The 19345-nt window shown below is 65.3% G+C and carries 22 protein-coding genes; 11 read left to right on the forward strand and 11 right to left on the reverse strand.

Translation table 11 applies throughout. From position 1 onward, the window contains the following. Positions 1-241: 241 nt before the first annotated feature. The 4 genes from NJF35_RS17270 to prlC form a co-directional block, all read right to left on the reverse strand. Positions 242-1300, reverse strand: a complete 1059-nt coding sequence (locus NJF35_RS17270; RefSeq protein ID WP_225790031.1) for a PA0069 family radical SAM protein — start codon at positions 1298-1300, stop codon at positions 242-244. A gap of 61 nt (positions 1301-1361) precedes the next feature. Further along, on the reverse strand, positions 1362-3431 hold the full coding sequence (locus NJF35_RS17275) for a M3 family metallopeptidase (protein WP_225789968.1): 2070 nt from the start codon (positions 3429-3431) through the stop codon (positions 1362-1364). A gap of 138 nt (positions 3432-3569) precedes the next feature. Beyond that, complete coding sequence (locus NJF35_RS17280) at positions 3570-3848, reverse strand: YheV family putative zinc ribbon protein (RefSeq protein WP_225789967.1); 279 nt, start codon at positions 3846-3848, stop codon at positions 3570-3572. Beyond that, entirely contained in the window at positions 3845-5896 is a 2052-nt protein-coding gene (prlC, locus tag NJF35_RS17285) for an oligopeptidase A (RefSeq protein ID WP_253091320.1), read from the reverse strand. The genes NJF35_RS17280 and prlC overlap by 4 nt, the downstream gene beginning before the upstream one ends. 102 nt (positions 5897-5998) lie before the next feature. Between prlC and NJF35_RS17290 the strand changes: the two genes are divergently transcribed. Continuing rightward, positions 5999-6547 carry a gamma carbonic anhydrase family protein gene (locus NJF35_RS17290; protein WP_225789965.1) on the forward strand — a complete coding sequence of 183 codons (549 nt, stop codon included), beginning with the start codon at positions 5999-6001 and terminating at the stop codon, positions 6545-6547. Positions 6548-6591: 44 nt separating this feature from the next. Next, positions 6592-7242, forward strand: a complete 651-nt coding sequence (locus NJF35_RS17295) for an HAD family hydrolase (RefSeq protein ID WP_225789964.1) — start codon at positions 6592-6594, stop codon at positions 7240-7242. 39 nt (positions 7243-7281) lie between these two features. Here the strand turns inward: NJF35_RS17295 and NJF35_RS17300 are convergent, their stop codons facing one another. Then, on the reverse strand, positions 7282-8373 hold the full coding sequence (locus NJF35_RS17300) for an aminopeptidase (RefSeq protein ID WP_225789963.1): 1092 nt from the start codon (positions 8371-8373) through the stop codon (positions 7282-7284). A 66-nt stretch (positions 8374-8439) separates the two neighbouring features. Between NJF35_RS17300 and NJF35_RS17305 the strand changes: the two genes are divergently transcribed. Next, positions 8440-8853 carry a hypothetical protein gene (locus NJF35_RS17305; RefSeq protein WP_225789962.1) on the forward strand — a complete coding sequence of 138 codons (414 nt, stop codon included), beginning with the start codon at positions 8440-8442 and terminating at the stop codon, positions 8851-8853. Positions 8854-8942: 89 nt separating this feature from the next. Further along, positions 8943-9356, forward strand: a complete 414-nt coding sequence (locus tag NJF35_RS17310; protein WP_225789961.1) for a hypothetical protein — start codon at positions 8943-8945, stop codon at positions 9354-9356. A gap of 199 nt (positions 9357-9555) precedes the next feature. On the opposite strand, the gene NJF35_RS17315 is transcribed toward NJF35_RS17310, so the two are convergent. After that, positions 9556-9789 carry a DUF1161 domain-containing protein gene (locus NJF35_RS17315; protein ID WP_225789960.1) on the reverse strand — a complete coding sequence of 78 codons (234 nt, stop codon included), beginning with the start codon at positions 9787-9789 and terminating at the stop codon, positions 9556-9558. 72 nt (positions 9790-9861) lie between these two features. Then, positions 9862-10287 (reverse strand): OsmC family protein, encoded by a 426-nt coding sequence (locus NJF35_RS17320; protein WP_225789959.1) that lies wholly within the window; start codon positions 10285-10287, stop codon positions 9862-9864. A 156-nt stretch (positions 10288-10443) separates the two neighbouring features. Here NJF35_RS17320 and NJF35_RS17325 point away from each other — a divergent pair, with 156 nt between their 5' ends. Next, positions 10444-11448 carry an LLM class flavin-dependent oxidoreductase gene (locus tag NJF35_RS17325; RefSeq protein WP_225789958.1) on the forward strand — a complete coding sequence of 335 codons (1005 nt, stop codon included), beginning with the start codon at positions 10444-10446 and terminating at the stop codon, positions 11446-11448. 104 nt (positions 11449-11552) lie between these two features. Here the strand turns inward: NJF35_RS17325 and NJF35_RS17330 are convergent, their stop codons facing one another. Both NJF35_RS17330 and NJF35_RS17335 read right to left on the reverse strand, forming a co-directional pair. After that, positions 11553-11774, reverse strand: coding sequence for a DUF1161 domain-containing protein (locus NJF35_RS17330; RefSeq protein WP_225789957.1), 222 nt, complete (start codon positions 11772-11774; stop codon positions 11553-11555). 110 nt (positions 11775-11884) lie between these two features. Next, positions 11885-12100 (reverse strand): dodecin, encoded by a 216-nt coding sequence (locus NJF35_RS17335; protein WP_225789956.1) that lies wholly within the window; start codon positions 12098-12100, stop codon positions 11885-11887. A 150-nt stretch (positions 12101-12250) separates the two neighbouring features. Between NJF35_RS17335 and NJF35_RS17340 the strand changes: the two genes are divergently transcribed. Then, on the forward strand, positions 12251-12574 hold the full coding sequence (locus tag NJF35_RS17340; RefSeq protein WP_225789955.1) for a YqjD family protein: 324 nt from the start codon (positions 12251-12253) through the stop codon (positions 12572-12574). Here NJF35_RS17340 and NJF35_RS17345 read toward each other — a convergent pair. Next, positions 12571-13467: a LysR family transcriptional regulator gene (locus NJF35_RS17345; RefSeq protein WP_225789954.1), complete on the reverse strand. Its 897-nt coding sequence runs from the start codon at positions 13465-13467 to the stop codon at positions 12571-12573. The genes NJF35_RS17340 and NJF35_RS17345 overlap by 4 nt on opposite strands. Positions 13468-13574: 107 nt before the next feature. Here NJF35_RS17345 and trpB point away from each other — a divergent pair, with 107 nt between their 5' ends. Both trpB and trpA read left to right on the forward strand, forming a co-directional pair. Beyond that, entirely contained in the window at positions 13575-14792 is a 1218-nt protein-coding gene (trpB, locus tag NJF35_RS17350; protein ID WP_253091321.1) for a tryptophan synthase subunit beta, read from the forward strand. Continuing rightward, entirely contained in the window at positions 14789-15598 is an 810-nt protein-coding gene (gene trpA, locus NJF35_RS17355; RefSeq protein WP_225789952.1) for a tryptophan synthase subunit alpha, read from the forward strand. The genes trpB and trpA overlap by 4 nt, the downstream gene beginning before the upstream one ends. A gap of 56 nt (positions 15599-15654) precedes the next feature. Here the strand turns inward: trpA and NJF35_RS17360 are convergent, their stop codons facing one another. Next, positions 15655-15984, reverse strand: a complete 330-nt coding sequence (locus NJF35_RS17360; protein WP_225789951.1) for a DOPA 4,5-dioxygenase family protein — start codon at positions 15982-15984, stop codon at positions 15655-15657. 78 nt (positions 15985-16062) lie between these two features. Between NJF35_RS17360 and NJF35_RS17365 the strand changes: the two genes are divergently transcribed. From NJF35_RS17365 to choX, 3 genes are all read left to right on the forward strand, one after another. Next, positions 16063-16680 carry an NAD(P)-dependent oxidoreductase gene (locus tag NJF35_RS17365; RefSeq protein ID WP_225789950.1) on the forward strand — a complete coding sequence of 206 codons (618 nt, stop codon included), beginning with the start codon at positions 16063-16065 and terminating at the stop codon, positions 16678-16680. Positions 16681-16852: 172 nt separating this feature from the next. Next, a complete protein-coding gene (gene betC, locus NJF35_RS17370; protein WP_225789949.1) occupies positions 16853-18370 on the forward strand; it encodes a choline-sulfatase in 1518 nt (505 codons plus the stop codon). Positions 18371-18384: 14 nt separating this feature from the next. Beyond that, positions 18385-19311, forward strand: a complete 927-nt coding sequence (choX, locus tag NJF35_RS17375; RefSeq protein WP_225789948.1) for a choline ABC transporter substrate-binding protein — start codon at positions 18385-18387, stop codon at positions 19309-19311. Positions 19312-19345: the final 34 nt, after the last annotated feature.

Genomic DNA, 19345 nt, shown 5'->3' on the forward strand with positions numbered 1-19345 from the left:
TCTTACCGGTTAAAGATTCTGGCTATGCAGGGTTTAGATGACGCGCACAGGCCATTGATCACAGTCTCTGTGGACTGATTTCCTACGCTACCGGGGAAAACTTAACTGAAACTGAATTCGGAGGCTCTAGAACGGGCGTTCTAGCTGATACAGGCGGGTGCTCGATAATAGCAAAAAAACATCAATCGCCAATACCCATGAGCGAAAATAACAGCTGCCATTAGTGCGGCTGGGGATGGCATCAGAACAACTTCAGTTGCCCGTTCGGCGGGCAGAACGCCGTGCAATCCAGCGCCTGCGCCTCGCGGCCTGCGAACCCCAGCCGCCGCATGGCCTTGCCGAACCGCTGCGCCAGCAACTCGGCGAAAACGCCTTCCCCACGCATGCGTGTGCCGAACCGGCTGTCATACAGCTCGCCGCCCCGGCTCTGGCGGATCAGGCTGAGCACATGGGCGGCGCGCTGCGGGTAATGGTCGTGCAGCCATTGCTCGAACAACGGCGCCACCTCCAGCGGCAGGCGCAGCATCATGTAGGCCGCACTCTGCGCACCCGCTGCCTTCGCCGCCTCCAGCAGGTGCTCCAGCTCGCTGTCGTTGATCATCGGGATCATCGGCGAACACAGCACCCCCACCGGCACGCCCGCCTCGTGCAGGACCCGTATCGCCCGCAGCCGCGCCTTCGGTGCCGCGGCGCGGGGTTCGAGGATGCGCTTGAGTTCGTCATCGAGGGTGGTGAGGCTGATCATCACCCGCGCCAGCCGCTGGCTCGCCAGCTCCGCCAGCAGGTCCAGGTCGCGCAGCACCAATGCGCCCTTGGTGACGATGGTCACCGGATGGCGGAAACGCAGCAGCACTTCGAGCAGGCGCCGGGTCAGCTGCCGTTCGCGCTCGATGGGCTGGTAGGGGTCGGTGTTGGAACCCAGGTTGATCGGCGCGCAAACGTAGCCCGGCTTGCTCAATTGCTGCTCGAGCAATTCGGCCGCGTTGGTCTTGGCGATCAGCTTGGTCTCGAAGTCCAGGCCTGGGGAAAGGTCCCAGTAGGCATGGCTGGGGCGGGCGTAGCAGTAGATGCAGCCATGCTCGCAGCCCCGGTAGGGATTGATGGAGCGGTCGAAGGGCAGGTCCGGCGAGGTGTTGCGGGTGATGATGCTCTTGGCCGTCTCGATCCGCACCTCGGTACCCTGGGTGGGCGGGACTTCCTGGTACCAGCCATCGTCCTCCTTCACCGACTGGCTCGGGGCGAAGCGGTTGTGCGGGTTGCTGGCAGTGCCGCGTCCTCGCAAGGGTGCTGGGTTCATGATGGGACACCGAGATACTGTATCCATATACAGTATCTCGGAGTTAGTCGGGTTTCCAGTACCGTCAGGCGCCAGCCGTCGCCAGGTATCGCGCGCGGTAGGCCTCGTGCGACAACGGCCTGCCCAGGAAGGCCTCCAGCGAGGCGCTCATCGAACGCAAGGCACCCGGCGCCAGGATCTCCTCGCGCAACCGCTGCCCGAGCCTGGCGTCATCCACGCCTTGCGCCTCGAAACGCGCGAAGATATCCAACGCATGGACTTCGGCCCACAGGTAGCCGTAGTAGCTTGCGTCATAACCGGTCACCAGGTAGTCGAAGGCCTCCGGGTATCGTTCGTCATCCTGGCCAGGCAATACCATGACCCGGCTGCTCGCCAGCCCGGCGATTTTCCGTACGTCGATGGGGGTATCGGCAGCCCGGTGCAACAGGATGTCGAACAGCGCCAGGCGCAGGTCCTTGGCCAGGGTCGACAATTGCTGCTTGCGCTTCGCCCGCAGCCATCGCTCGACCTTCTCCAGCGAAGCCTGCCCGCCGTGCTCGAAATGCCTGGAGAGACATTGCAGGGTCTGAGGGCTCCAGCACCATTGCTCCAGCACCTTGCCCACGAACTCCGAGGCATCCCTGCCAAGGTGCTCGATCGAGTTCAGCCGCCGCTGGGCGTTGCCCATCAGCACCTGGTGCAGGCAGTGCCCGAACTCATGGAAGAGCTTGCACAGGTCAAGGTGGCCCAGCAGGGTCGGCTGGTCGTCTTCATGCCTGGGATAAGCACAGGACAGCGCTACGATCGGCAGCGTGGTCCCCGTTTCCGGGTCTTCGTGCCGGCTCCTCATTGGAAAGGCAAACGCCCAGTCCGGCTTGCCCGGGCGCGCGAAGGCATCGATGTAGATGTACCCCAGCGTGCTACCTGCCTGGGTGACCTTCCACAACTGGACGTCCGGATGCCACGCCACGTTGCCCTGGTCTTCCAGCGTGATGCCGAACAGCCGCGCCGCCCATGCCTGCAATGACGCGAGCACACCTGGCAAGGGGAAGTAGGCGAGCATGTCCTGCTCGGGGTCCTGCGCCTCGCGCTCATGCAGGCGGCTGGCAAGGTAGGCCTGGTCCCAAGGCTGCAACCTCCCCATACCTTGTGTTTCAGCCAGATGGACCAAGGCGATGGCCTGCTGTTTCAACGCCGGTCTGGCCTGCTCGGCCAGGGCACCGAGAAATGCCTCCACCTCATCCACCGTCTGGGCGGACTTGCTCTGCAGGCTCAACACCATGGCATTCTCGAAGCCCAATAACTGGGCCTTTTCGTGCCTCAAGCGCACCAGCGCCTGGAGGACCTTCGCATTATCCCAGCCGGTCTTGGCGGCTTGGTCGGAGGCCAGGGTCGACCCTCTGCGGTAGACAGTCTCCCGAAGCGAACGATTGTCGGCATGCTTCAGCAGGGCGGTCACCGTTGTGTCGTCGAGCGTGACCAGCCAACCCTTGCGCCCATTTTCCGTGATGGCGGCCAGCGTTTCGTCTGGAACGTCATCGCTCGTCGCCGTCCTCGCTTTATCTGCCAGGGTGACGAGGGTCTGTTCTGGAATACCGGCAAGTTCGCCTGGGTCAACGATCAACAACACCCCGTCTTTCCTGGACGCGCTCAGGTTATCGAGGAAGGTATCCTCCAGCCCCCTGATGGCCTCCTGCGTCCGAACGAGCTGTTGGCGCTCGGGCTCAGGCAACGCCGCACCGGCAAGCCTGAGCTCCTCCAGGATGCTGGCCAAGGTCGCTTCTTGCTCGGCGTCCAGGTCACCACGGGACACCTGGGAATAGGCCTTGAGCAGCAACGGCGCATGGGCCTCTTTCTCATCCCGGTAGGCGCTCAGATGGGCATGACAGTCATTGACCGCTGCCGCCCAGCCGTCGTCCCGCTGGGCACAGGGAACAACCATCTTGAAACGGTCCTCGATACGCAGGTCGAGGCGCTCGATAGCCATGACCAGGTTGTCCCAGGTAGGGAAGGTGGCCGCAGAGGCAAGAATCGTCTGGAGCTCACGACGGTTGTCTTCGGCGATCTGGCGAAAGGCAGGTTCGAGGTGCTCGACCTCCAGGCGGGCGTAGTCGAGCAGCTCGAAGGGTTGCAGCAGCGGGTTATCCTGGGCCATTTCTTGCTCCATCGAATGAAAAGGAGCGCGAGAGGCTATAGGGCTGACCCCGGGGTGCAGGGTTGAATATCTACCACCTGGCCGACGGAACACACCCAACAACGCCCCGGTGTTGTGAACCGGGGCGTTGCAGACGTGTCACTCCGCTGGCTTCTTCAGCTTCGGATTGGGAAAGAACTGGACCGTCTGCACCTTGGCCGGCGCCTTGGGCGCCAACTGGTTGACCCGGGTGCCGAGCTCCTTCGGAATCGACAGGCCTTGCTCGTTGAGGGTGTCGGAGAACCCGCAGGCCACGCACTCGCGGTGCGGCACGCCGTCCTCGTCCCACATCATCAGCTTGTCGGTCTCGCTGCAGGCCGGGCAAACCGCCCCGGCGATGAAGCGCTTCTTGGTCTTGTTCACACGTACCTCGCTCATGCCGCCGCGTCCTCGCTCAGGCCACTATGGCGCAGCAACGCATCGATGGAAGGCTCACGGCCACGGAAGTCGACGAACAGCACCATCGGCTCGCGGGAGCCGCCACGGGCCAGGATGGCTTCGCGAAAGGCACGGCCGGTCTCGGCATTGAGCACACCTTCTTCTTCGAAGCGCGAGAAGGCATCGGCCGACAGCACCTCGGCCCACTTGTAGCTGTAGTAACCCGCCGCGTAGCCGCCGGCGAAGATGTGGGCGAAGCTGTTGGGGAAGCGGTTGTAGGCCGGCGGACGCATGACCGAGACCTCGTCGCGCACGTCTTCCAGCACCTGCAGCACGCTGCGGCCGTCGCCATGGTTGGCGTGCAGCTCGAAATCGAACAGCGAGAACTCCAGTTGGCGCACCATCATCATGCCCGACTGGAAGTTCTTCGCTGCCAGCATCTTGTCCAGCAGATCCTGGGGCAGCGGTTCGCCGGTCTCGTAGTGGCCGGAGATCAGCGCCAGGCCTTCGGGCTCCCAGCACCAGTTCTCCATGAACTGGCTCGGCAGCTCCACCGCATCCCAGGCCACACCGTTGATACCGGAAACACCGGCATGCTCGATGCGGGTCAGCAGGTGGTGCAGGCCATGGCCGAACTCGTGGAACAGCGTAGTGACCTCATCGTGGGTCAGCAGCGCCGGCTTGCCAGGCGCGGCCGGGGTGAAATTGCACACCAGGTTGGCCACCGGGCTCTGCAGCGCGCCCGCGGCAGTACGGCGACGGTCACGGGCGCCATCCATCCAGGCACCGCCACGCTTGTTGGCGCGGGCGTACAGGTCGAAGAAGAAGCGGCCCACGTGCTGGCCGTTTTCCTTGATCTCGAACAGGCGCACGTCCGGGTGCCAGCTGTCGAAGCCCTTGAGCTCGGCGATCTCGATGCCGTACAGACGCTGGACGATGGCGAACAGGCCCGAGAGCACCTTGTCGATCGGGAAGTAGGCGCGCAGGGCTTCCTGCGACACGCTGTAGCGCTGCTCGCGCAGCTTCTCGCCGTAGTAGCCGGCGTCCCAGCTCTGCAGCTCGGCGCAACCCTGCTCGGCGGCGTAGGCCTTGAGCTGCTCCAGATCCTGGGCGGCGAATGGCTTGCTGCGCTTGGCCAGGTCGCGCAGGAAGCTGAGCACCTGGTCGCTGGACTCGGCCATCTTGGTCGCCAGGCTCAGTTCGGCGTAGTTCCGGTAGCCCAGCAGCTCGGCCAGTTCCTGGCGCAGGTCGAGGATCTCGCTCATCACCGGGCCGTTGTCGAACTGGCCGGCGTTCGGGCCCTGGTCGGAGGCGCGGGTGCAATACGCGGCATAGAGTTCTTCACGCAGAGCACGGTCGGCAGCGTAGGTCATCACGGCGTAGTAGCTGGGGAACTCCAGGGTGATCAGCCAGCCGTCGAGGCCCTTGGCCTGGGCGGCGGCGGCCATCTGCGCCTTGGCCGACTCGGTCAGCCCGGCGAGCACGGCCTCGTCGGTGACGTGCTTGGTCCAGGCCTGGGTGGCGTCCAGCAACTGGTTGGAAAAGCGGCTGCCCAGCTCGCTGAGGCGGCTCTGCACTTCGGCGTAGCGCTGCTGCTTGTCGGCCGGCAGGTCGATACCCGACAGACGGAAGTCACGCAGGGCGTGCTCGATGATGGTCTTCTGCGCGGCATCGAAACCTGCGGCTTGCGGGCTGTTGGCCAGCGCTTCATAGGCCTCGAACAGCGCACGGTTCTGCCCAAGCTCGGTGGAGTAGGCGCTCAGGGCCGGCAGGCAAGACTCGTAGGCCTCGCGCAACGCCTTGCTGTTGCACACCGCATTGAGGTGGCTGACCGGGCTCCAGGCCGCGCCCAGGCGGTCGTTGAGTTCGTCCATCGCCAGCACCAGGCCGGCCCAGGTAGGGTGCTGGCCCTGCTTTTCGAGGATCTCGGCGATGGCTTTGCGGTTGTCGGCCAGGATCTCTTCGATCGCCGGTTGCACATGTTCGGCACGGATCGCCGAGAAGGGCGGCAGATCGTAGGACTGCAGAAGCGGGTTGTTCGCACTCACGGTTTGGATACCTTGGCAGGAGAAACACGCGCCCATCTTAATTACAATCGACGCCGACCGCAGCAGGCAGCCCGCCTATCGGCATTCAAGAGAGGCGCTATCATGGCCATCCGAACATTCCAGCAGCACACTCCGAACCTTGGGCCACGGGCTTTCGTCGACCGCTCGGCGGTGGTGCTGGGCGACGTGGAGATCGGCGAGGACAGCTCGGTCTGGCCGCTGACCGTGATCCGCGGCGACATGCACCGTATCCGCATCGGTGCGCGCACCAGCGTGCAGGATGGCAGCGTGCTGCACATCACCCATGCCGGCCCGTTCAACCCGGACGGCTTCCCCTTGCTGATCGGCGATGAGGTGACCATCGGGCACAAGGTCATGCTGCACGGCTGTACCCTGGGCAACCGGATCCTGGTCGGCATGGGCAGCACCATCATGGACGGCGCCATCGTCGAGGACGAGGTGATCATCGGCGCCGGCAGCCTGGTGCCGCCCGGCAAGCGCCTGGAAAGCGGCTACCTGTACGTGGGCAGCCCGGTGAAGCAGGCCCGGCCGCTGACCGACAAGGAGCGCGCCTTCTTCCCCTACAGCGCCGCCAACTACGTCAAGCTCAAGGACCAACACCTGGCCGAAGGCTACGACCGCCCCGAATGATCCCTGTGGGGCTTGCCCCCGAACACCTGAGTGGACAGCAGCGCATGCACCAGCAGAACATCCTTTTCGACCTCGACGGCACCCTGACCGACCCGCGCCTGGGCATCACCCGCTCGATCCAGTACGCCCTGGCCAAGCTGGGTATCGACGAGCCGGACCTGGCGCGGCTCGAGCACTTCATCGGCCCACCCTTGCTGCAGGCCTTCATGCAGTTCTACGACTTCGACGAGGCCAAGGCCTGGGAGGCGGTGAACTTCTACCGCGAGCGCTTCCGCGTCACCGGCCTGTACGAAAACCTGGTGTTCGAAGGCGTGCCGGCGCTGCTCGAAACCCTCAATGGCCAGGGCCGGACCCTGTACATCGCCACCTCCAAGCCGTGGGAGTTCGCCCGCGAGATCGCCCGGCACTTCGCCTTCGATCATCACTTCAAGGTGATCTACGGCAGCGAGTTGGACGGTACCCGCACCAATAAGGTCGAGCTGATCCGCCACCTGCTCGACGAAGAAGGCCTGGACCCGGCGCAGACGTTAATGATCGGCGATCGCAAGCACGACCTGATCGGAGCCCGTAGCAACGGGTTGCAGGCGGTGGCGGTGGGGTATGGCTTCGGCAGCCGGGAGGAGTTGATGGCAGAAGCGCCGGCGTTCCATTTCGACACCCTGGCGCAGATGCACCAGGCGTTCATCGGCGACTGAACGCCATGACCAGGGGCTGCTTTGCAGCGGCCCCCCCGGTCACCGTCCCCCCGACAATCTGGCCAACTCAGCCTTGCGCACCTCGGCCGGCATCCGCCCCAGCGCCTCGACCCGCGCATAGAACCGGCTCCAATCCCCCCGCACCTGCTCGAACAACGCCGCGAACCCCGCCACCCACTGGTCGTACAGCCCGAACGGCAACAGCTTGGCATTGTTCATCGGCCCGTACATCCAGGCGTCATACCGCCGGTCACCGCCCCACTGGCCATCCCGCAGCACCCGGTACTCTGCGCGCAGGCGCTCGAACTCCGCCTGCTTGGCCGCCCGCTTGCCCGCATCGTCCAGGGGGCCGGCATAGATCGCCTGGAGCCTTTCACGGCAGGCCAGCACCAGCCGGATGAACTGCTCCCGCTGGCGCACGGCGCTCTTCTGAATCGCTGGAAGCCCACGCGCCACGCGCCATTGCCGCGATCCTTCCTGCTCGACGAAGGTGGCGAAGGACTCGTTGAACGCCGTGTCGTCCTTCACATAGAAACGCTGGTGCGCCAGCTCGTGGAAGATCAGCGCGGCCAGGCGCTCGTCGTCCCAGCTGGCCATCGACGACAGGATCGGGTCGTCGAACCAACCCAATGTGGAATAGGCCTCCACGCCCCCCACATAGACGTCCATGCCCGCCTGCCGCATCAAGGCCGCCGCGCCCCGGGCAGCCCCTTGGCGGTAGTAGCCCCGGTAGGCTACGCAGCCGGCGATCGGGAAGCAGTGGGTCACCGGCTGCAACGACAACTCGGGCGTGGCGAACAGGTTCCACACCACGAAAGGCCGGCCCAGGTCGGCGTAGACCCGATAGCTACGGTTGTCGGGCAGCTTCAGTTGCTCGCTGGCGAACGCCCGGGCCTGTTCGGCATGCAGCAGGCGCTGGCGCAGTCGAGGGGACGTGGCCGGGTCCTGCAGCACACGCTCGACCGGCTGGCGGGCGCGCAACAGTTGCCACTGCCCTTGGGCCAGTTGGCCGTAATAGCCGACGCTGGCGCAACCGTTCAGCAGAAGGGCCGCCAACAGGGGAACCAAAACAGGGAAAAAGCGGTCGAGTGCCCCAGGGCTTGAGCGCAAGAAAAGAAAAAGTCTGAACATCGGGGCAGTCTGTCTCGCTCACGGCCGGTGCGTTCCAAGACTATCTCGCCAGGGGGGAGTTTCGCCATGCGTCCATTGTTTGCCGTCGGCACGCTCATGCTGCTGTCCGCGTGTTCCACCTTGCCGGACCCAGACCCGAACCAGGCCTGGATCGACCTGGCCCCGCATGACGACACCTCGCTGCACGCCGTCCAGGTGGACGAGCGTGACTGGGCCGATACCCGCTATTTCGAAGTGCCGCCTGGCCACCATGAGCTCACCGTGCGCTATCAGTTCGCCGTGACCCCGAGCAACATCGGCCCGGTGGACGAACCCCTGTGGCGCGATTGCCAGCTCAACCTGACGTTCAAGGACTTCGGCGCCGGCCAGCGCTATCGCCTGCAAGCGGGCAGCATTGGCTTTCGCCCCTGGATCAAGCTCTACGACCAGCAGCAGAAGCTGGTGGGACAAGGGCTGCCAGCAGGCTGCCAACGCACCTGAAAGGCATGCTCGACGTGACATGGCGCATGGCTGGGGACCGCGCGCGGCGCTATGCTTGTAGCTTGTAAACCGCAAGCGGGAGTCTCGCCATGCGCCAGCCCATGATGCTGATCGCCCTCAGTGCACTGGGGGCCTGCGCCAGCCCCTTGCCGCCCGTCGACCCCAAGCAAGCCTGGATCGACCTCTACACCATCACCCCCGGCAGGACCATCATGGCAGACCGCCTGGACGGCAAGCGCCTCGATGATGGCCGCTATTTCCAGGTCACCCCTGGCCGGCACGAGCTGGTAGTGCGCTTCGACTACGAAGTGTATGCGGGCGGCTTCACGACAGACCCGACCGAACGCACCTGCTACCTGACCGTGCGCTACGACGGCTTCAAGGCCGGAGAGCGCTACCGCCTGGAGGCACGGGCCCCGGTGATGCAACCGCAGGTGCTGCTGTTCGACGCCAGCCGCAAGGTGGTGGTGAACGAGCCCAGCGAAGTGTTCTGCATCCCCTGACGACGGGGCTGCCTTGCAGCCCATCGCCGGCAAGCCGGCTCCCACAGGGTACCTGTTGTGCTTTCGGTCGTTCTCGCAGCCCGAAGGGTTGGGGTAACCGCCCACAGCACACTCTGCGTACCGCAGATGTGTGAGCACCACTGGCACCCTGTGGGGGCTTGCCGGCGATGGAGCGCGAAGCGGCCCCAAGTAGCCCGTGTCAGCGGTCGTTCTTCTGGTAGATGATCTTCTTGGTACCCCCATCGCAACTGCCGACGATCATGTTCTGGTCGCGGACCTCGCTGTTGGGCACGATCTCCAGGGTATAGGACGTCACGCCGGCGGCCTGGATCTTCGCTTCGATCTCGGCCTTGAGCTCCTCGCACGGCTTGGGCGCGGCCCATGCGGTCGTGCCCAGCAGGCAAGCCAGCACGACGGTTGCAACGCGGATCATGGAACGGCTCCTGAAAAGGCAGTCGGGCTGCCAACGCTGGTTAGACTACAGGAAACCGTCCCCGTTGCGCCGCTAGGAGAGCAGGGTGGCGTCCAGGCTGATCTTCGCGTTCAACACCTTGGAAACCGGGCAGCCGGCCTTGGCCTTGTTGGCGATCTCCTGGAACTGCGCGTCGCTGGCCCCAGGCACCTTGGCCTTGAGGGTCAGGTGCACGGCTGTGATAGCGAAGCCGTCTGGCTGCTTGTCGAGGCTGACCTCGGCGATGGTATCGATACGCTCCGGGGTCAGCCCCGCCTCGCCCAGCATCATCGACAGGGCCATGGAAAAGCAGCCGGCATGGGCCGCCCCGATCAGTTCCTCCGGATTGGTGCCGGGCGAGCCTTCGAAACGGGTGTTGAAACCATACGGGTTCTGCTTGAGCGCACCGCTCTCGGTGGACAACAAGCCCTTGCCGTCCTTCAGACCGCCTTGCCAGATCGCCGATGCTGTCTTTTTCATGATTGCCTCCTGGTCATGAGGTAGGTATGCCTATGGGTTCAGAGGCCAACACCCTCCGGCAAGTTCAGATCGGTCCCACACCTGGCATTGAATCTGCCGGATATGCCCATACAGAGTCGAAAAGGCCTCTGGCCAACCACTGCTGCGGAGGCTCCGATGACGCACCTGCGTGACCTGAAGATTTCCACCCTCGACCTGGTACCGGTGCGCGCCGATACAGGCCCGGCGCAGTCGCTACGCAACGCCCTGGACCTGGCACGCCATGTCGAGCGCTTCGGCTACCACCGCTTCTGGGTCGCCGAGCACCACAACATGGACGGCATCGCCAGTTCCGCCACCGCCGTGCTGATCGGCTACCTGGCCAACGGCACCTCGACCATCCGCCTCGGGGCCGGCGGCGTGATGCTGCCCAACCACGCACCCCTGGTGATCGCCGAACAATTCGGCACCCTGGCCAGCCTGTACCCGGGGCGTATCGACCTGGGCCTGGGGCGTGCGCCAGGCGCCGACCAGATGACTGCCCGCGCCCTGCGCCGCGAGCGCTCCGGCAGCGCCGACGACTTCCCCGACGACGTGGAAGAGCTGGTGCGCTACCTGGGCCCGCGCACCCCGGAGCAGAAGGTCATCGCCGTGCCCGGCCACGGCACCGAGGTGCCCATCTGGCTGCTCGGCTCCAGCCTGTTCAGCGCCCAGTTGGCCGGCATGCGCGGCTTGCCCTACGCCTTCGCCTCGCACTTCGCGCCGCGCTACCTGCACGAGGCGATCCGCATCTACCGCGATCACTTCCAGCCCTCGGCCGTGCTGGACAAGCCCTACGTGATGCTCGGCGTGCCCATGGTGGTGGCCGAAACCGACGAAAAGGCCGAATACCTGGCCACCTCGGTGTACCAACGCATCCTCGCGCTGATTCGCGGGCAGAGCCTGATGCAGCGCCCACCAGTGCCGAGCATGGACGGCCTGTGGCTGCCCCACGAACGCGACGCGGTGGGCAGTTTCCTGGGCCTGGCGATGATCGGCAGCCCACAGAAAGTGCGGGCCAAGGTGGAGGTGTTGCTGGAACAGACCGCAGCGGATGAGCTGATCTTCACCTGCGACCTGTTCGAGCATGCGGACCGGGTACGGTCATATGAGCTGATGGCGCAGGCGCTGAAAGCCGAGTGAGGGTAGGGGCAAGCCCGCTCCCACAGCGGCCTGGGCCGCTCTTGAAATCGGCGCCAAGCCTGTGGGAGCCGGCATGCCGGCGATGGGCTGTAAAGCAGCCCTGCTCACTCACGGCGGTAGATGATTTCCTTGGTCCCGCCCTCGCAGCTGCCGATCACCTTGCCACCGCCAGCGCCCTTGTCGACGATCTCCAGCACATAGCCGGTGACGCCCTTGGCCTGGAGCTTGGCATCGATCTCGGCCTTGAGTTCTTCGCACGGCTTGCCCACGGCCAGCGCACTGCCGGCCAGTGCCATCAGGCACACCACCCCTAGCAGTCTGTTCATCGATCGCTTTTCCTTGTTCAGACCCACAGCGTAAAGGGCGCCAATTCACGACTGGCACCCTGGAAGACGCTTCACCCATCGCCCCGGGACACGCCATCCCGGCGCTGTTTTCAGCTATTGGCGATGCGGAAGCCCACCTTCAACGTGACCTGGAAATGCGCGGCCTGGTTGTCGCGGATGTGCCCGCGGGTATCGATCACCTCGAACCACTCCAGGTGCTTGATGCTCTTGCCGGCTTCGGCCAGGGCATTGTTGATCGCCTCTTCGATGCTGGTGGTCGAGGAACCGACCAGCTCGATCTTCTTGTAGGTGTGATGATCGGACATGAGCACTCTCCTTGGATGTCTGAGATTGAGCCTAGCAGCGCAGGCCCGGTTTACCTGCGAGCAATCGCCAACGACGAAAGTTCGATCGCACTTTCGCCATGCCGCGCAGTCGCAACCCTTACCACCCCTACCCAGCGAAGGAGAGTCGACATGGCCCGCAATGCGTTGCGCAAAACATCCCTGGAAAGCATGGAAGCCGAGATCGAAAGCCTGCTCAAGACCCTGGAAAACCTCAAGCACGACGCCTCGGAGGAGTCGCAGAAAAGCATGAAGGCCATCCGCAGCAATGCCGAGAATGCCCTCAAGCATTCGCGCAGCCTGCTCAGCGATGCCTACGAGGAAGTGAAGACCCGCACCCGGCAGACCGGCCTTGCGACCCGCGACTACGCCCAGGAACATCCCTGGACCACCGCCGGGGTCGCCATCGGCGCCCTCGGCCTGCTGGCCGCCTGGCTGATGTGCAAGCGCAACTAGGCGGTTTGCCGCTCCAACTCGTTGCGCAGCCATTGCGCCAACTGCCCGGCGCGCCCGTCCGCGGCGCGCCGGGGCACCCACAGCGCCAGCGCCGCGCGGGTGGGGGAGAAGCCCCAGGGCGCGCTCAAACGCCCGGCGCGCAGGTCGTCCGCCACCAGCGGCTGTGGCGCGATGGCCACGCCCAGCCCGGCGACTGCAGCTTCCAACAGGTAATACAGGTGCTCGAACGCCTGGCCGAACGTCAACGCGGCAGGCTCCAGCCCTTGCGAGGCGGCCCATGTCGGCCACGCCTGGGGGCGCGAGGTGGTGTGCAGCAAAGGCTCGTCCAGCAAGGCCCTTGCCGGTGCGTGGCGCAACCGTTCGAAGCCGCTGTACAAGGGGCTCAGCACCGGCCCGATGCGCTCCTCGGCCAGTACATGGACGTGCATGTCCGCAGGCCACGGCGGCTCGGCATAGACCAGCAGCGCATCCAGCCCAGGACGGCGCGGGTCGAGGTCGCCTTCGCCTGCCGAGAGGTGCAGGCGCAGTTCCGGCAGGTCTGCCTGGAGCCGTCCGAGCCGTGGGATGAACCAGCGTGCCAGCAGGCTGCCCGAGCAACCGAGGACGAAGGGGGCCTCGCCGACATCGCGGCTGAGTTCCACGCAGACCCCGCGCAAGCGGTCGAACGCCTCGCCACTGGCATCGCGCAGGCGAATCCCGGCATCTGTGAGTTTGATGCCGCGCCCATCCTTGACGAACAGGGCCACGCCCAGGTGCTCCTCGAGCACCTTGATCTGCCGACTGACAGCCCCATGGGTGACATGCAACGCTTCGGCCGCCAGGCTGACGCTGTTCAGCCGGGCAGTCGCCTCGAAGGCTCGCAGGGCATTGAGGGGCGGAAGGTCCTGGCGCATGACGTGTGAGTTTTCCTGACAGGTTGGCGCAATCTTATCGGTTTTCAGCCGGGCATGTCGTGGGTAGAGTAAAGCCCATCAACCACAAATCACGCCCTGGAGCGCCCATGACCCAGACCCAATACCGCGCCGGCCACGATGCCAACGGCCTGTTCGGCTCGTTCGGCGGCCGCTACGTGGCCGAGACCCTGATGCCGCTGGTGCTGGACCTGGCCCGCGAGTACGAAGCGGCCAAGGCCGACCCCAAGTTCCTCGAAGAGCTGGCCTACTTCCAGCGCGACTACATCGGCCGCCCCAACCCGCTGTACTTCGCCGAGCGCCTGACCGAGCACTGCGGCGGCGCGAAGATCTTCTTCAAGCGCGAAGAACTCAACCACACCGGCGCGCACAAGGTGAACAACTGCATCGGCCAGGTCCTGCTGGCCAAGCGCATGGGCAAGAAGCGCCTGATCGCCGAGACCGGCGCCGGCATGCACGGCGTGGCCACTGCCACCGTGGCCGCGCGCTTCGGCCTGCCCTGCGTGATCTACATGGGCGCCACCGACATCGAGCGTCAGCAGGCCAACGTGTTCCGCATGAAGCTGCTGGGCGCCGAGATCGTCCCGGTCACCGCTGGCACCGGCACCCTCAAGGACGCCATGAACGAGGCCCTGCGCGACTGGGTCACCAACGTCGAGGACACCTTCTACCTGATCGGCACCGTGGCCGGCCCGCACCCGTACCCGGCGATGGTCCGCGACTTCCAGTCGATCATCGGCAAGGAAACCCGTGCCCAGTTGCAAGAGAAGGAAGGCCGCCTGCCCGACAGCCTGATAGCCTGCGTCGGCGGCGGCTCCAACGCCATGGGCCTGTTCCATGACTTCCTCGACGATGCCAGCGTGCAGATCATCGGCGTCGAGGCCGGTGGCCACGGCGTGCATACCGACAAGCATGCCGCCAGCCTCAACGGCGGCGTCCCGGGCGTGCTGCACGGCAACCGCACCTACCTGCTGCAGGACGAGGACGGCCAGATCACCGACGCCCACTCGATCTCCGCCGGCCTGGACTACCCCGGCATCGGCCCGGAGCACGCCTACCTGCACGAAGTGAAGCGCGTCGAGTACGTCAGCATCACCGACGACGAAGCCCTCGACGCCTTCCATGCCACCTGCCGCCTGGAAGGCATCATCCCGGCCCTGGAGAGCTCCCATGCCCTGGCCGAGGCGATCAAGCGCGCACCGAACCTGCCCAAGGACCACCTGATGGTCGTGTGCCTGTCGGGCCGCGGCGACAAGGACATGCAAACCGTGATGAACCACATGGCCGCCCAGGAGAAACAGGCATGAGCCGTCTTGAACAACGTTTCGCCGAGCTGAAGGCCGAGGGCCGCTCCGCGCTGGTCACCTTCATCACCGCTGGCGACCCGGGCTACGACGCCTCCCTGGCGATCCTCAAGGGCCTGCCAGAAGCCGGTGCCGACGTGATCGAACTGGGCATGCCGTTCACCGACCCGATGGCCGACGGCGTGGCCATCCAGCTCGCCACCCTGCGCGCCCTGGAAGCCGGCCAGACCCTGGCGAAAACCTTGCAGATGGTCCGCGAGTTCCGCACAGGCAACCAGGCCACGCCGATCGTGCTGATGGGCTACTACAACCCGATCCACCGCTTTGGCGTGGAGAAGTTCGTGGCAGAGGCCAAGGACGCTGGCGTCGATGGCCTGATCATCGTCGACCTGCCGCCCGAGCACGACGCCGAGCTGGCCACCCCGGCCCAGGCCGCGGGCATCGACTTCATCCGCCTGACCACCCCGACCACCGACGACGCCCGCCTGCCGCGCGTGCTGGAGCGCAGCTCCGGCTTCGTCTACTACGTCTCGGTGGCAGGTGTGACGGGTGCAGGTTCGGCGACCACCGAACACGTCAACGAGGCGATCGCCCGCCTGCGCCGCCATACCGACCTGCCGATCAGCGTCGGCTTCGGCATCCGCACGCCGGAGCAGGCCGCAGCCATCGCCAGGTTGTCCGATGGCGTGGTGGTAGGGTCGGCGCTGGTCGACAAGATCGCCCAGGCAAACGATGCCGACCAGGCCGTGAAAGACGTATTGGGCCTGTGCGCCCAACTGGCCGAAGGCGTACGCTCGGCCCGCACCTGAGCTTCGCGGCCCATCGCCGGCTTGCCGGCGATGGGCTGCAAAGCAGCCCCTGGCCCTCAAGTGAAGATCGACAGATCCAACGGCCGCACCGCCCCCATCCAGATCGCATGGTCCCGGTGATCCGCCAGCTCATCCCCGGTCAGAGGATGCAGGAACACCACCAACCCCCGCCGATGCAGCGCCAGCCAAGGCAGCACCACGCCGATCACCTCCGGCCCGAAGGCCAGTTGGCAGCTCCAGTCCGGGTGCGGCCCGACCGGCTTCTGGTGCATGCGCCCCATGGTCACAGGGAACAGTTGCGACGCTTGCTCACACAGCTCCCGGGCCTGGGCCTGGGTGCTGGCGTCGTAGTACACGTGGGCGTGATACCCCTTGATCCTCTGCACGATAACTCCTGAATAACAACGAACCCGGCGCATGGCGCGCAGTCCAACGATCACCCGACCCGCAAAGGGAGCGATCCGGTGAAGAATGCCGAAACCCCAGTGTTCAAGCTGGCCCTGTTCGGCGCCGAAAGCAGCCTGGGCAGCGCCCTGGCCGTCGAGCTGCTGTCGCGCCAGCACGAAGTCATCGCGGTGGTCGATGACCTCAACCGCCAGGCACCGCGCCCCGGCCTGCACTTCAAGATAGGCGGGCTGGGCAATGCCCACCAGGCCGAGCAGAGCGTCGCCGGCGCTTCGGCGGTGATCGCCCTGGTGTCGGCCCTCGCGCCCGGCGACCTGCCGACCCAACGGCAGATGACCGAGGCCCTGGTGGCCGGCCTGTCACGCACGACTATACGCCGCCTGCTACTGGTGGGCGATTTCGATGTGCTGGACGAGCCAGCAAAGCATAGCGACGAGCAACGTGAGTGCGTCGACCAGATCGTCGACCTGCTGCAACGCAGCACGCTGCGCTGGACGCTGGTCAATGCGCCGGAGGAAGTGCCTGGGCTGGGGATCGAACATTTTCGCCATACCGAGGGCACGCTGGAGCCTGGGCTGGCCGGGCCTTTGCTGCGATTGGCGCGGATCGCGGCGGGGATGGTCGATGCCCTGGAGCTGAACTTGCACCAGGGTGAGCATCTCAACTTCGTCCCCTAGTGCGCTGGGGCCGCTTCGCGCCCCAGGATCGAAACCCACCGCTCAATTATCTGGCTAAAACATAACCCCAGCTAATCCCAGCCATTGCCCACCATGGGCTTTACCCCTGATACCCACGGCTTCATCCTCGTTCGCAAGCGGTTCCCATAACCTTCAACGATGGAAGCCAACCATGAAGCGCCCTAACATCCTGTTCATCATGGCCGACCAGATGGCCGCGCCCATGCTGCCGATCTACAACCCGTCCCCCATCAAGATGCCGCATCTGGTCCGGCTGGCCGAGCGAGCGGTGGTGTTCGACGCCGCCTACTGCAACAGCCCCCTGTGCGCACCCTCGCGCTTCACCCTGGTCAGCGGCCAGTTGCCCAGCCGCATCGGCGCCTACGACAACGCCGCCGACTTTCCGGCCGACATCCCCACCTACGCCCATTACCTGCGCCGCCTCGGCTACCGCACCGCGCTGTCCGGCAAGATGCACTTCTGCGGCCCGGACCAGTTGCACGGCTACGAGGAACGCCTGACCAGCGACATCTACCCGGCCGACTACGGCTGGGCGGTGAACTGGGACGCCCCCGACGAACGCCCGAGCTGGTACCACAACATGTCCTCGGTGCTGCAGGCCGGGCCGTGCGTGCGCACCAACCAGCTGGACTTCGACGAGGAGGTGGTGTTCAAGGCCCGCCAATACCTCTACGACCATGTCCGCGAGAGCGATGGCCGGCCGTTCTGCCTGACCGTCTCCATGACCCACCCCCACGACCCGTACACCATTCCCCGGCACTACTGGGATCTCTACGAGGCTGTGGACATCCCCATGCCCCGCGACACCCTCGCCCAGCACGCGCAAGACCCACATTCGCAACGCCTGCTCAAGGTCTACGACCTGTGGGACAAGCCGCTGCCCGAACACAAGATCCGCGACGCCCGCCGCGCCTACTTCGGTGCCTGCAGCTACATCGACGACAACATCGGCAAGTTGCTGCAAACCCTGGAGGAATGCGACCTGGCCGACGACACCCTGATCGTGTTCTCCGGCGACCACGGCGACATGCTCGGCGAGCGCGGGCTCTGGTACAAGATGCACTGGTTCGAGATGTCGGCGCGGGTGCCGCTGCTGGTCCACGCGCCCAAACGCTTCGCCCCGGCGCGGGTCGGCGCCGCGGTGTCCACCTGCGACCTGCTGCCGACCCTGGTGGAGCTGGCCGGCGGCCAGGTCGACGCCAGCCTGCACCTGGACGGCCGCTCGCTGCTCGGCCACCTGCAAGGGCAGGGCGGGCATGACGAGGTGATCGGCGAGTACATGGCCGAAGGCACGGTCGGCCCGCTGTTGATGATCCGCCGCGGCCCGTACAAATTCGTGTACAGCGAGGACGACCCTTGCCTACTCTATGACCTGAGCCGCGACCCGCACGAGCGGGAGAACCTCACCGGCAGCCCGGATCACCAGGCGCTGCTGCAGGCATTTGTCGATGAAGCCCGGCAACGCTGGGACCTTCCCCACCTGCGCCAGCAGGTGCTGGCCAGCCAGCGCCGCCGCCGCCTGGTGGCCGAGGCCCTGGCCATCGGCAAGCTGAAAAGCTGGGACCACCAACCGTTGGTGGACGCCAGCCAACAGTACATGCGCAACCACATCGATCTCGACGACCTCGAGCGCAAGGCACGTTATCCACAGCCCGCACCCCTGGATTGAGTAGAGAGGCCGCCATGAATAGATTCTCCACCGCCGTGATCGCCCTGGCCCTTGGCCTGGGTGCGGTCACGGCCCACGCCGACAGTGACACGCAATGCAGCACCGTGAAGATGGCCGACCCCGGCTGGAGCGACATCGCCTCCACCAACGCCATCGCCCGCCTGCTGCTGGAGAGCCTGGGCTACCAGGTGAAGATCGACAACCTGGCCGTGCCGATCATCTATGGCGGCCTCAAGGATGGCCGGGTGGATGCCTTCCTCGGCAACTGGATGCCGGCGCAACAGGGCTTCCATGACAAGTTCATCGCCAGCGGCGACGTCCAGCGCCTGGCGCGCAACCTCGAAGGCACCGAGTTCACCCTGGCGGTGCCGGACTACGTGTGGAACGCCGGCGTGAAGAACTTCGCCGACTTGCACAAGTACGCCGACCGTTTCGACAAGAAGCTCTATGGCATCGGCTCCGGCGCCCCCGCCAACCTGTCGCTCAAGCAGATCATCGACAAGAACGAATTCGACCTCGGCCAGTGGAAGCTGGTGGAGTCCAGCGAACAGGCCATGCTCGCCCAGGTGCAGCGGGCCACGCAGAAGCAGCAGTTCATCACCTTCCTCGGTTGGACGCCGCACCCGATGAACGTGAAGCTGAAGATGCACTACCTGAGCGGCGGGGAGAAATGGTTCGGCGGCAAGGGTGACGTATACACCCTGGTACGCAACGGTTATCCACAGGCGTGCCCGAACGCCGCGAAACTGCTGGGGAACCTGACGTTCACGCTGGACATGGAAAACGCCATCATGGCGCAGGTCGTGGACAAGAAAGTCAGTTTCGACGAGGCGGCCAAAGGCTGGGTCAAGACGCACCCGCAGTTGCTGGAGGGCTGGCTTGCCGGGGTGACCACCAGGCAGGGCGGGGATGCCCTGGCGGCGGTGAAGGCCAAGTTGTGAGCATCGCCTGTTAAGCTGTCGGGGCCGTGCTGCG

The sequence above is a fragment of the Pseudomonas guariconensis genome (assembly GCF_024127895.1).
GTDB lineage: Bacteria > Pseudomonadota > Gammaproteobacteria > Pseudomonadales > Pseudomonadaceae > Aquipseudomonas > Aquipseudomonas guariconensis_B.

Excerpts from the sequence above, each read along its gene's own strand:
- choX (WP_225789948.1), top strand. The coding sequence starts at position 18,385 with ATGAATAGATTCTCCACCGCCGTGATCGCCCTGGCCCTTGGCCTGGGT.
- NJF35_RS17335 (WP_225789956.1), bottom strand. The coding sequence starts at position 12,100 with ATGTCCGATCATCACACCTACAAGAAGATCGAGCTGGTCGGTTCCTCG.
- trpB (WP_253091321.1), top strand. The coding sequence starts at position 13,575 with ATGACCCAGACCCAATACCGCGCCGGCCACGATGCCAACGGCCTGTTC.
- NJF35_RS17330 (WP_225789957.1), bottom strand. The coding sequence starts at position 11,774 with ATGAACAGACTGCTAGGGGTGGTGTGCCTGATGGCACTGGCCGGCAGT.
- trpA (WP_225789952.1), top strand. The coding sequence starts at position 14,789 with ATGAGCCGTCTTGAACAACGTTTCGCCGAGCTGAAGGCCGAGGGCCGC.
- NJF35_RS17310 (WP_225789961.1), top strand. The coding sequence starts at position 8,943 with ATGCGCCAGCCCATGATGCTGATCGCCCTCAGTGCACTGGGGGCCTGC.
- betC (WP_225789949.1), top strand. The coding sequence starts at position 16,853 with ATGAAGCGCCCTAACATCCTGTTCATCATGGCCGACCAGATGGCCGCG.
- NJF35_RS17320 (WP_225789959.1), bottom strand. The coding sequence starts at position 10,287 with ATGAAAAAGACAGCATCGGCGATCTGGCAAGGCGGTCTGAAGGACGGC.
- NJF35_RS17305 (WP_225789962.1), top strand. The coding sequence starts at position 8,440 with ATGCGTCCATTGTTTGCCGTCGGCACGCTCATGCTGCTGTCCGCGTGT.
- NJF35_RS17290 (WP_225789965.1), top strand. The coding sequence starts at position 5,999 with ATGGCCATCCGAACATTCCAGCAGCACACTCCGAACCTTGGGCCACGG.
- NJF35_RS17340 (WP_225789955.1), top strand. The coding sequence starts at position 12,251 with ATGGCCCGCAATGCGTTGCGCAAAACATCCCTGGAAAGCATGGAAGCC.
- NJF35_RS17325 (WP_225789958.1), top strand. The coding sequence starts at position 10,444 with ATGACGCACCTGCGTGACCTGAAGATTTCCACCCTCGACCTGGTACCG.
- NJF35_RS17345 (WP_225789954.1), bottom strand. The coding sequence starts at position 13,467 with ATGCGCCAGGACCTTCCGCCCCTCAATGCCCTGCGAGCCTTCGAGGCG.
- NJF35_RS17275 (WP_225789968.1), bottom strand. The coding sequence starts at position 3,431 with ATGGCCCAGGATAACCCGCTGCTGCAACCCTTCGAGCTGCTCGACTAC.
- NJF35_RS17295 (WP_225789964.1), top strand. The coding sequence starts at position 6,592 with ATGCACCAGCAGAACATCCTTTTCGACCTCGACGGCACCCTGACCGAC.
- NJF35_RS17300 (WP_225789963.1), bottom strand. The coding sequence starts at position 8,373 with ATGTTCAGACTTTTTCTTTTCTTGCGCTCAAGCCCTGGGGCACTCGAC.
- NJF35_RS17315 (WP_225789960.1), bottom strand. The coding sequence starts at position 9,789 with ATGATCCGCGTTGCAACCGTCGTGCTGGCTTGCCTGCTGGGCACGACC.
- NJF35_RS17280 (WP_225789967.1), bottom strand. The coding sequence starts at position 3,848 with ATGAGCGAGGTACGTGTGAACAAGACCAAGAAGCGCTTCATCGCCGGG.